The following is a 10,460-nucleotide window of genomic DNA, read 5'->3' on the forward strand; positions in this document are numbered from 1 at the left end:
GCGTTTCGGTCGCCGCCTCCTGCGTTTCCGGCCCCTGCTCGGCGGGCCGCGTATCCAGGTCGGGCGCGTTCGAGACGATGGTCACCGGCACCACGGCGCCCACCTTCAGGTCGCGGCTGCCCCACGACATCATGAAGGCCGCCGCCACGGCCACGTGCAGGGCGATGGAGCCCAGAGCCGCCGGAGAGACCTCGATGCGCCTGGCGCGGGCCGCGGTCACGAGGCGGCCTCCTCCTGCTCCGTGGCGCCCGACGACGGCCCGCCGGTCTCGGTGATCAGGTTGATCGAGCTGAAGCCCGAGGTGGACAGCGAAGCCATCACCCGCGCCACGATCTCATAGCTGGCCTTGCCGTCGGCCCGCACATAGATCGGCCGGGTGACGTCGGACGCCATCTCCTTCAGCCGCGGCGACAGGTTGGCGAACGGAACCTCGTTCTCGCCGATGTAGAGCTGGCCGTCCGAGCGGATCGAGATGGTGATCGGGTCGGGCACGTCCTGCATGGCCCCGGCCTCGGTCTTGGGCAGCTCCACGGGCACGCCGGCCGTCAGCAGCGGGGCCGAGATCATGAACACGATCAGCAGCACCAGCATCACGTCCACCAGCGGCGTGACGTTGATCTCGCTGAGCGCGCCCCGGCGACCGCGGCCGTAGCGCCGGCGCCGCTTGGCGCCGCCCGCCGCGAAGGCGTCGTTGGCCGACAGCGCCATGGCTCAGCCCCCCGCCAGGCGGCGCTGGATGGCCGTGGAGAGGTCGTCGGCGAACCCCTCCAGCCGCGCGGCGTACTTGCCGGCCGCCGTCGAGAAGCTGTTGTAGAAGATGTAGGCCGGGATCGCGGCCACCAGGCCGATGGCGGTGGCGAACAGGGCCTCGGCGATGGACGGCGCCACGATGGCCAGCGAGGTGTTCTTCTGGATCGCGATCGCCTGGAACGCCCGCATGATCCCCCACACCGTGCCGAACAGCCCCACGAACGGCGAGGCCGTGGCCACGATGGCCAGCGCGCCCAGGCCGTTCTCCACGCGGGCGCTCTCCCGGGCGATGACGGCGTCGAGATGGCGGTCGATGCGCTGGATCAGGAAGGCCACCTGTCCCTCGCTGGGCGGGCCCTTGGTCCGCGCCTCGCGCCATTCCTTCAGCGCCCCCTGCAGCATGCGGGGCAGGGCGTGGGTGGGCTGGGCGCCGGCCGCGGCGGCCACATCCTCGAGGCTCTGGCCCGAGGCGACCTGGTCCTCGAACCGGTCGGCCTCGCGGTTCAGCGCCGCGAACCGGACCAGCTTGTCCAGGATGATCGTCCACGACCACAGGGAGGCCAGGGCCAGGCCGATCATCACCAGCTTCACGACCCAGTCGGCGCGCAGGAAGATCGTAACAAGGTCGAAGCTCTCGGGCGTGACGGCGGCGGCCGGGTCCATCGTGTCTCCTCGTCGTGTCCGGTCGTGGTTGGCTTTGGTCGGTGGCGATCTTATGGCGCGAAGTAGGGACGCAGCCGGTCCACCATTCCCGGCGGGGGGCGCCGCGCGCGCCCGGCCAGGTCGATGCACACCGCCTGGACCTGGGCCTCGGCGATCAACTCCTCGCCCCGGGTGATGCGCTGGCTGACGAACAGGCGGGGCCCCTTCACGCTGTCATAGGTCGTGCGGACCAGCAGCGCATCGTCCACCCGGGCGGCGCGCTTATAGTCCAGCTCGATCCGAATGATCGTGAAGGCGGTCGGTTCCGGCAGCTCGAGCAGCGCCGTGTGGCTGATCCCCACGAGCCGGAAGAAATCGCTCCGCCCCCGCTCGAAATAGCGCAGGTAGTTGGCGTGGTAGACCACTCCCGTGAAGTCGGTGTCCTCGTAATAGATCCGCACCGGCAGCTGGTGCTCCCGGCCGTCGAGCCAGCCGGCGGAGGGTTCGGCGCTCATTCGAACAGGTCCGGCGTCTGCGGCTGGCCGACGCCCTTGGGCGCCGTCAGGCCCAGGTGGGCATAGGCCTTGGCGCAGGCCATGCGGCCGCGGGGCGTGCGCTGGATGAAGCCCTGCTGCAGCAGGAAGGGCTCGATCACGTCCTCCACGGCGTCGCGGGCCTCGGCGATGGCGTAGGCCAGGGTCTCAACGCCGGCCGGCCCGCCGGCGTAGTTCTCGATCAGGGCGCGCAGGTAGCGGCGGTCCAGGGCGTCCAGGCCCATCTCGTCTACGTCCAGCCGCGCCAGGGCCGAGGCGGCGGCCTTGCGGTCGATCACCGCCGCGCCGTCGGCGGCCGCGAAGTCGCGCACGCGGCGCAGCAGCCGGCCCGCCACCCGGGGCGTGCCCCGGGCGCGGGCGGCGATCTCCATGGCCCCGTCGGGCGACAGCTGGGTCCCCATCTTGGCGGCCGCGCCCAGCAGCACCTTCTGCAGCTCCTCGTGGGTGTAGAACTCCAGCCGGATCGGGATCCCGAACCGGTCGCGCAAGGGTGTGGCCAGGAGGCCCGCCCGCGTCGTCGCCGCCACCAGGGTGAAGGGCGCCAGGTCGATGCGGATCGACCGCGCCGATGGCCCTTCGCCGATCATCAGGTCCAGCACATGGTCCTCCATGGCCGGATAGAGGATCTCCTCGACGTTGGCGGCCAGGCGGTGGATCTCGTCGATGAACAGGACGTCGCGCGGTTCCAGGTTGGTCAGGATCGCGGCCAAATCCCCGGCCTTGGCGAGCACCGGCCCGGACGTGGCGCGGAAGTTCACCCCCAGCTCCCGGGCGACGATCTGGGCGAGGGTGGTCTTGCCCAGGCCCGGCGGGCCGAACAGCAGCACGTGGTCCAGCGCCTCGGCCCGGTTCTTGGCCGCGTCGATGAAGACGCTGAGGTTGCCCTTGGCCTGTTCCTGCCCGACGAACTCGCCGAGCGTCTGCGGCCGCAGGGCCTTGTCCGTTGGCTCGAACGCCTGCGGTTCGCCGGAGACGATGCGGGTCACCGCCCCAGCTCCTGCAGCGCGGCCTTGATGAGCGCGGGCGGCTCGACGTCCTCGCCCAGGCGGATCGCGGCGGCCTCGACCACGCGGCGGGCGGCGGGCTCGGCCACGCCCAGGCCCATCAGCGCGGCTACAGCCTCGCCCGACGCGGAGGGTTTCACCGGCTGGCTCGGCAGGGCCTGGGCGTGGAAGGCCGCGACCGGTCCGTCCGTGATCGGCTTGCCCTTCAGCTCGGTGACGATGCGCAGCGCCAGCTTGGGCCCGACGCCGTTCGCCCGCGCCACGGCGGCCTTGTCGTCCCGCGCCACGGCCCCCGCCAGTTCGCTCGGCGGCAGCACGTCCAGCACCGCCAGGGCCGCCTTCGGCCCCACGCCCTGGATCGTGCGCAACAGCACGAACGCCTGCCGGTCCTCCCGAGCGAGAAAGCCGTAGAGCGTCAGGCCGGTCTGCTCCCCCCAGTGGCTCTCCACGTGCAGCAGGGTCTCGGCCCCGATCTCGGGCAGGCGCGACAGGGTCCGCGCGCCGCAGCGCACGACATAGCCCACGCCCATCACGTCGATGAGCGCCTCTTCCTCGCCGACCTCGGCCACGGCGCCGCGCAGTCGGCCGATCATGTGCGAATCGGGTTCGGCATGTGTTCCGCAGGAGTACCGCAGCGCGGACTCCGGGGGAACAACGGGAAGGGGCCTTAGGGACCCTCTTCGGCGCTTGCGCCGGACCTCCCGCGGGGGTGCGGCAGTTCCAGCTGCTCCAGGGCGTGCAGCAGGTCGGTGAACACCGGCATGGTGCTCTTCAGCTGCCCGAGGTTGTTGCGCGAGATGATCTCCAGCAGGCGGGCGCCCTCGTCGGTGAGCGTCAGGGCCACGCGCCGCCGGTCGTCCGGCGCCGGCGCCCGGCTGAGCAGGCCCCGCTCCACCAGCCGGTCCACCAGTCCGAGGGCGCTGTGGTTCTTGATCAGCAGCGACGCCGCCAGCCCGCCGACGCTGAGGGCGCCCGGCCCCGGATGGGCGCGCACGGCCAGCAGCGCCTGATGCTGCTGCGGCGTCAGCCCGACCGCGCGGGCCTCGGCCTGGCTGAACGCGAGGAACCGGCGCAGGGCCTGGCGAAAGGCGCCGAGGGCCTGATAGTCCGCGCCGGTCAGCTTGCGCCGGGTGGGGCGGCGCGCGGGGGACTCGGACGGGTTCGACGCCATCGGGGTGATCTCGGGTACGCGGCCCCGGACGCTCGGGGCCTGATTCGCACGCCTGGAGGATCGGAGAAATCCAGCCGGCGGACCAGGGGTCCGGGGGGCACGGCGCCGCCGGCACGTCCTGCCGGCGGCGCCGCCCGCGGTGGCCGACCGCGGGGCCCCGACCGGCGCGGCTGCAAGGTGACCCCAATGCTGCAACCCGCCAGTGTCCTGTCGCACCAGCCCCCGGTGCGGCGATGTCGCGCGGCGCCGGAGCCGGGGGGGCAAGAAACCGGCGCCGCGCGGGGGATCGCTGCGGACCCAAGGCACGACTACCCCATGCCCGAAAAGATCGTAAGACGATGTATCATAACAACCCTGTGAACCCGGACCTCGCCGGCAACGGCTAAGCTGCGGCGATGACGCCGCCCAAGACCCGCCCATCGCCGACGCTTCGAACCGCAGCCGTCCGCGGGTCGCTCCTCGTCGCCGGCGCCCTCGCCGCCGCCTGGCTCGGGGCGGCTGCGGCCCGGTCGCTCGCGCTGGACGCGGACGACTTCGCGCCCCTCGGCGCGTCGCGGCTCTATGTGTCGGGCGAGCGGAACTAGGCGCCGATCGTCGGAATACCGTTTGAAATCAAACCTCCCGCAGGCGTGATTTGAACGCCTATATATGTCCTAATACGATGTAATCGCCGGACCGCCTGGCGTCGGCGCCATGCCGCGGCCGCGGCCGAGGAAGCGGTTGGGCCCACGCGCCCGCCGCCCTCACGAGCCCAATTCGAGGAGACCCAAGATGAACGGCAAGACCGGACGATCCGCTTTCGAGACGGCCGCGAGGCGCGCCTCTTGAGCCGCCTGATCGTCGTCTCCAATCGGGTCAGCCCGCCGCAGGACGCCGGCGTCGCCTCGGCCGGCGGCCTGGCCATGGCGCTGTCGGCCGCCCTCCGCGACGGCCGCGGCGTCTGGTTCGGCTGGAGCGGGAACACCGTCGAGTCCTACACCGGCCAGCTCACCGTCCAGCGGGTGGGCGACGTCACCGTGGCCCTGGTCGACCTCGAGGGCCAGGACGTGGACGAGTACTACAACGGCTACGCCAACCGCACGCTCTGGCCGCTGTTCCACTACCGCACCGACCTGGCGGAGTACGAGCGCAGCTACCACGAGGGCTATCAGCGGGTGAACGAGCGGTTCGCGCGCGCCCTGGCGCCCCTGCTGTCGCCGGACGACATCATCTGGGTGCAGGACTACCACCTCATCCCGCTGGCGCAGCAGCTGCGCAAGCTGGGCGTGCGCAACCGGATCGGCTTCTTCCTGCACATCCCCTGGCCGTCCCGCCGCCTGTTCCTGACCCTGCCGGGCGGGCGCGACCTGGTCAGCAGCCTGTTCGACTACGACCTGGTCGGCTTCCAGGCCCAGGACCACCGCGAGGCGTTCAGCGACTACATCGTCCACGAGGCCGGCGGCGCCGCGGCGGGCGAGGACCAGCTGCGCGCGTTCGGCAAGACCCTGCGCATCGGCGTCTTCCCCATCGGCATCGACGCCGAGGCCTTCGTCGAGGCGGCCCGGCTGCCTCCGGGCGAGGCCCAGTTCGCGCGCATGGAAAAGAGCAAGGCCGGGCGCAAGATGCTGCTGGGCATCGACCGGCTGGACTATTCCAAGGGGCTGGAGGACCGCTTCCAGGCCTACGAGCGGTTCCTGGGCGAGCACCCGGAACACCACGATCAGCTCTTCTACCTGCAGATCGCCACCGCCAGCCGCGAGGAGGTGGGGACCTACCAGGACCTGCGCGCCCGCCTCGACGCCATCTCCGGCCGGATCAACGGCGCCTACGCCGACCTCGACTGGACGCCGCTGCGCTACGTCAGCCGCTCCTACCGCCGCGACGAGCTGGCGGGGGTCTACCGCGCCGCCGACGTGGCGCTCGTCACGCCCCTGCGCGACGGGATGAACCTGGTGGCCAAGGAGTTCGTGGCGGCCCAGGACGCGTCCGATCCCGGCGTCCTGGTCCTCTCCCGCTTCGCCGGCGCCGCCGACCAGCTCAAGGACGCCCTGATCGTCAATCCCTTCAGCCGCGAGGAGATCGGCGACGCCATCCGCGAGGCCATCGCCATGCCCCTGGCCGAGCGCCGCCGCCGCTGGGAGGCGATGATGTCCATCGTCATGACCGCCGACGTCGGCGCCTGGCGCGACGACTTCGTGGCCACCCTGGCCCGGGCCGCTCCGGCGGTGGCGCAGGAGCCGGAACTGCGGGTGGTCTAGGCGGTCAGGAAGATCGGCCCGCCCACCACATCGAAGCCGCCGGCTTCGCGGCGGCGGATGGCGGTGATCTGCATCACCGGCGCCGCGCCCTCGACCTTGCCGAGCCGGCTGCCCTGCGGCGGCGACAGGCGGGGGCGGTGCTCGCGGGGGACCGCCTGCAGCGCCCGGGCCACCTGCGGGCCCTCGGCGCGGAAGGGCAAGGGCTCGGGCAGGCTGGCCACCGGCCGCGCGAACAGCCCCACCATCCAGACCCGGTCCCGGGCGCGCACCACGCCATAGGCGGCGTGGGTGTGGCTGGGCCGCAGGAGGTTGCGCCAGTGGCCCGGGCTCCTCCGCCACCGCATCACCAGGTCCGCCGCGGCGACCGGCGGCCCCGACCCGCGGTGATAGGCGATGTTCTCCGACGGCGATCCGATGGTCGTGCGGCCCAGCAGCCAGAAGCGGTGGCTGGGATCGAACCCCTCGGGCGACAGGTGCTCCACATAGCCCCGCGCGGCCAGGTCGCCCGCATGGGCGCGCGCCGCCGCGGCTAGCTCCTCGTGCCAGGCCACAGCCCCGGCGCCCGCCGCCGCCCGCGCCGCATTGGTGGCGCTCAGCGCCGCCCGACCCGCCGCCGCGTCGAACCGATGCCCGCCCGCGTCGCCGGACCGGGCCTGCAGCCGCGCCTCATAGGCGCTCCAGGCCTCCGCGTCCGAGGCGGGCGGCGCCGCGTCGGTGATCGCCTCGGCCAGCGCCGGCCCGGCGGCCAGCGCCAGCCCGGCCCCCAGCACGGCGCGCCGGCCAAGCCTCACGAGGCGGGCATGCCGGCGATCCACTGGCGGATCAGGGCCAGCCCCTCCTCATGCGTCAGCGAACGGCCCAGCTCCGGCATCATCACCCCCGGCTCGGTGGAAGCCATGCGATAGGCCAGGATCGAGGCCTCCGGATGCCCCGGCTCCACGCTGACCCGAAGGCCGCCGGATCCCCGCCCCGCCGCCACCGGCGCCTTGCCCACGCCCAGGGCCGGGGCCCGCGTCTCCTCCAGGTTCAGGAACAGGCCCGAGTTCGAGGCCACCGCCCGCGGGTTGTGGCAATGGGCGCAGTTGGCGTCGAGGTAGGCCCGCGCCCGCGCCGCTGTCGGCTCGGCCGGATCGTCCCACCGCGCGGTCCTGGGCGCGTCCTGCGGCTTCGGCGCGCCCGAGAGCAGGCCCCGCCGGCTCCAGTGCGCCAGCTGGTTCTCCGCCCCGCCGGCGTAGGCAAAGGTCCCGTTCAGGTTCCGCGCCTTGGGCCCCACCGGCAGCAGCGTCTTGTCCAGCTGGTGGCACTCCTTGCACTGGTTCTGGTTCGGCACCGCATAGTCCACCTGCCGCGCCTGGCCGCGCGCGTCCACGAAGCTCACGTCCAGCCGCGCGCCCGCCCGCTTCAGCACCGCCTCGGTCTGCTCGGCGTTCCACACATAGGCCAGCGCCACCCACCCCTCGCGCTTGTGGATCAACAGGCGGGTTTCCAGATACCGCACCTTTTCGTCCGGCCGGCGCAGGTCGGCCGGATAGGCGAAGGTCTTCACCAGCGCCGTCCCCACCGGAAACGCCAGCACCCCCTCGGCCCGATAGGCCGCCTTGGTCCCCGGCGGCAGGTAGAGGAAGCGGTGCTTCTCGGCATAGTCGCTGAACAGCGGCGTGTTGAGGGCATAGGGCGTCAGCCCGTTCGGCCGCCGGCCTGCCGCATCCGTGAACAGCCGATAGTCCGACAGCTTGGGCGCCGGCGCCTCGGCCAGCAGGGTCTCCAGCGACACGGCCGCCGGGGCCGGCGCCGCACTCACGCACGCGAGCGCCGCCAGGCTGGCCAGCCAGCGCCGCATCATGCCCCCAGGTCGGCCTGGCGCTTAGGCAGGACCACGGCCGCCGGCTCGGCGATCTGGGCGTCGCCCACGGTGTCGGCCTTCACCGGCTTGGCGGCCATCAGCGCCCCCGGCGCCGGCAACTGCAGGTTCAGCACCGGCCCGTCCGAGATCCGCACCCGCACCGGATCGCTGGTCCCGGCGAAGCTGGTCACCCCGTCCCACATCACCGGCGGCAGCGACCCGCCCATCATCTTGGCCAGGATCTCGCCCCCGGTGAACTTGGGGTCCCACCCGTTCCGGCCGATGCGGTTGTCCCGCACCACGATGTCCCGGGGCAGGGGGTTATAGGTCTTGTCGTCGAACTTCTCGGTGTAGCTCACCAGCATCACCGCCGCCGACTGGTTCTCGGCGATCTCGTTGTCGAAGACGTGGACGTTCTTGTTGGCCATGATCATCACGCCGGTGCCGGTGGGCACGTTGGCGACGATATTGCCCTTGGGCGCGAAGTTCGGCGTGTCGTTCTGCACCACCTTGTTGCGGAACAGCCGGGTGGAATGGCCCCCCATCTGCGGCAGGTTCGGCAGGTCGAACACCAGGATGCCCCCGGTGTTGCGGGTGGCGACGTTGTCGAACACGTCGGCGTTCATCGAGTTCTCGATCTCGATCCCGGCCACGTTGAACTCGGCCCGGCTGCGCTTGACCACGATGTTCTTCGACTGGCCCACATAGATGCCGGCGTCCGAGGCCCCGCGCACCACCACCCTGTCGATCAGCACATTGGTCGAGCTGACGGGATAGACCCCATAGGCGCCGTTGGTCTCCTTCGGCCCGCCGGTCCACTCCACCCGCACATTGACGAAGCTGATCTGGTCCGAGCCCTTGGACTTCACCCCGTCGCCCTTGGTGTCCTCCACCCCCAGGTCGCGGACGGTCACCCGGTCCGAAGTGACCAGCAGCCCCTCGCCGGCGCCCTTCTGGCCCTTGAACGACAGCACCGTGGCCTCCGGCCCGGCGCCCTTCACCGTCACGTCGTCCACGCCCAGCGACAGCCCGTCCACCAGCTCGTACCGCCCGGCCGCCAGCTGCACCACGTCGCCCGGCTTGGCGTCCAGCAGAGCCGTCTGGATCCGCTCCTGCGCCTCGGGCCCCGGCGCCACCGACAGCGTCTTGGCCTGGGCGACGGCGCCCAGCGCAGTGGCCGCCAGCAGGGCGGTGGTGAACCTGATCATGTCGTTCCCTCGGATGTCTGCCCGGCATCGTGACGCGCCGTTCAACTTCGAAGGTGGCTCCGATGGGGGGCGGGACGCAAGGGCTAGCCTTCCGGATCGTCGCTGTAGGGCTGGAAGATCGGGCCGATCGGCAGATCAGTGACCAGGGATGGGAGCATGCCATTCGTGACCTGGCTGCTCGACACATACTCCTTGATCCGGATCAGTCGAGCCTTGGCGGATCGAAGATGAAGTCCATCCGCTTTCCGCTCGATCTCTCCCACGGGGCGGAACGTCGTCCCGTTGGGGCTGGCTTGCAAGGGCTAGGCCCTTGTGACCTCTCGGACCTTTCGCTCAAACGCCCGCTCGATGCGCGCCGCATCCTTCGGGAGCGTCGGCCTCATGTCACTGCGATAGATCATCCCGTCGAATTGGAGCCCATTGATGCTGCAGTCCTTAAGCGTGAACTCACCCCGCACGCCCGGGGGCACACCTATGGCGCCCGAAATCGCTTGGAACAGCGGATCACTGGGACTCCCTAGATGAACGTCCTCGACCGTCATCTCCTCGGGCAGGTCCAATCGCTCAAAGGCGTCGACGAGAAGCTTGTAGGTCTTGCGGCGGCCAATGGAGTCCACCAGCGATGTGACGAGGTAATAGCGCCAGTCGCCTAGGGCGTGGCTATAAATCCACATCGCGCCCTGCGCGCTCATGTTGAGCGCGTCAGTGGCGTCCAGCAATTCGGCTCCCGCTCTGATCAGAGCGCGTGATAGAGGCTGTCCAGCCATTTCATCACTCCGTCCTGATGGTGGCACACGGCAGTAATCAGGTCATTAACCTCTTGCTGGGGCTTCTTGTTGCCGGGGAACCTAGCGTTGCTGTCCCAGTCTCTCGCGGTCAGCCAGTTTGCGTACAAGCCCTTCTGTTTTACATCGCATTGGACGTTCGCCGCCGCGGCGATCAGGCGGAGGTCGTGCCAATTCGCGCCCTTTTGTTCGTCTGGCCACTCTGAAAGATTCTGACGTGACCCCCGTTTCTCATCCAGCCATAACGAGAGTCCTGGTTTGATCTG

At 70.9% G+C, this 10,460-nt stretch carries 14 protein-coding genes and 1 pseudogene; 2 read left to right on the plus strand and 13 right to left on the minus strand.

Annotation, left to right across the window (positions count from 1 at the left end; all coding sequences use genetic code 11):
* From AX721_RS15340 to AX721_RS15370, 7 genes and pseudogenes are all read right to left on the minus strand, one after another.
* Positions 1 to 220, minus strand: a pseudogene (locus AX721_RS15340) (energy transducer TonB); the annotation flags it as partial.
* Positions 217 to 708: a biopolymer transporter ExbD gene (locus tag AX721_RS15345; RefSeq protein ID WP_068876880.1), complete on the minus strand. Its 492-nt coding sequence runs from the start codon at positions 706 to 708 to the stop codon at positions 217 to 219. The pseudogene AX721_RS15340 and the gene AX721_RS15345, both read right to left, overlap by 4 nt.
* 3 nt (positions 709 to 711) lie before the next feature.
* Positions 712 to 1,413: a protein TolQ gene (gene tolQ, locus AX721_RS15350; protein ID WP_068876881.1), complete on the minus strand. Its 702-nt coding sequence runs from the start codon at positions 1,411 to 1,413 to the stop codon at positions 712 to 714.
* Positions 1,414 to 1,463: 50 nt separating this feature from the next.
* Positions 1,464 to 1,907, minus strand: coding sequence for a YbgC/FadM family acyl-CoA thioesterase (locus tag AX721_RS15355; protein WP_068876882.1), 444 nt, complete (start codon positions 1,905 to 1,907; stop codon positions 1,464 to 1,466).
* A complete protein-coding gene (ruvB, locus tag AX721_RS15360) occupies positions 1,904 to 2,932 on the minus strand; it encodes a Holliday junction branch migration DNA helicase RuvB (protein ID WP_068876883.1) in 1,029 nt (342 codons plus the stop codon). Before ruvB ends, AX721_RS15355 begins: the two co-directional genes overlap by 4 nt.
* Positions 2,929 to 3,543 carry a Holliday junction branch migration protein RuvA gene (gene ruvA / locus AX721_RS15365; protein WP_068876884.1) on the minus strand — a complete coding sequence of 205 codons (615 nt, stop codon included), beginning with the start codon at positions 3,541 to 3,543 and terminating at the stop codon, positions 2,929 to 2,931. Before ruvA ends, ruvB begins: the two co-directional genes overlap by 4 nt.
* A 74-nt stretch (positions 3,544 to 3,617) precedes the next feature.
* Complete coding sequence (locus AX721_RS15370) at positions 3,618 to 4,121, minus strand: MarR family winged helix-turn-helix transcriptional regulator (RefSeq protein WP_082765816.1); 504 nt, start codon at positions 4,119 to 4,121, stop codon at positions 3,618 to 3,620.
* A gap of 395 nt (positions 4,122 to 4,516) precedes the next feature.
* On the opposite strand from AX721_RS15370, the gene AX721_RS15375 reads away from it, so the two are divergent.
* Positions 4,517 to 4,705, plus strand: coding sequence for a hypothetical protein (locus AX721_RS15375; protein WP_068876885.1), 189 nt, complete (start codon positions 4,517 to 4,519; stop codon positions 4,703 to 4,705).
* 240 nt (positions 4,706 to 4,945) lie between these two features.
* A complete protein-coding gene (otsA, locus tag AX721_RS15380) occupies positions 4,946 to 6,358 on the plus strand; it encodes an alpha,alpha-trehalose-phosphate synthase (UDP-forming) (protein ID WP_068876886.1) in 1,413 nt (470 codons plus the stop codon).
* Here the strand turns inward: otsA and AX721_RS15385 are convergent.
* The 6 genes from AX721_RS15385 to AX721_RS27990 form a co-directional block, all read right to left on the minus strand.
* The gene (locus tag AX721_RS15385; protein WP_156696853.1) at positions 6,355 to 7,149 is read right to left on the minus strand and encodes a CAP domain-containing protein; all 795 of its coding nucleotides are present in this window, start codon (positions 7,147 to 7,149) and stop codon (positions 6,355 to 6,357) included. The genes otsA and AX721_RS15385 overlap by 4 nt on opposite strands.
* Positions 7,146 to 8,201, minus strand: a complete 1,056-nt coding sequence (locus AX721_RS15390) for an SO2930 family diheme c-type cytochrome (RefSeq protein WP_231754726.1) — start codon at positions 8,199 to 8,201, stop codon at positions 7,146 to 7,148. The genes AX721_RS15385 and AX721_RS15390 overlap by 4 nt, the downstream gene beginning before the upstream one ends.
* The gene (locus AX721_RS15395) at positions 8,198 to 9,409 is read right to left on the minus strand and encodes a parallel beta-helix domain-containing protein (protein WP_068876888.1); all 1,212 of its coding nucleotides are present in this window, start codon (positions 9,407 to 9,409) and stop codon (positions 8,198 to 8,200) included. Before AX721_RS15395 ends, AX721_RS15390 begins: the two co-directional genes overlap by 4 nt.
* 83 nt (positions 9,410 to 9,492) lie before the next feature.
* Entirely contained in the window at positions 9,493 to 9,708 is a 216-nt protein-coding gene (locus AX721_RS15400) for a hypothetical protein (protein ID WP_068876889.1), read from the minus strand.
* Between the two features lie 3 nt (positions 9,709 to 9,711).
* The gene (locus AX721_RS15405; RefSeq protein WP_068876890.1) at positions 9,712 to 10,128 is read right to left on the minus strand and encodes a hypothetical protein; all 417 of its coding nucleotides are present in this window, start codon (positions 10,126 to 10,128) and stop codon (positions 9,712 to 9,714) included.
* Between the two features lie 17 nt (positions 10,129 to 10,145).
* On the minus strand, positions 10,146 to 10,460 hold a 315-nt coding region (locus AX721_RS27990; protein ID WP_197422601.1), incomplete at its 5' end, for a hypothetical protein.

Origin of the sequence: Phenylobacterium sp. CCH9-H3 (genome assembly GCF_001557235.1) — a bacterium.
In the GTDB taxonomy this organism is placed as follows: Bacteria; Pseudomonadota; Alphaproteobacteria; order Caulobacterales; family Caulobacteraceae; genus Phenylobacterium.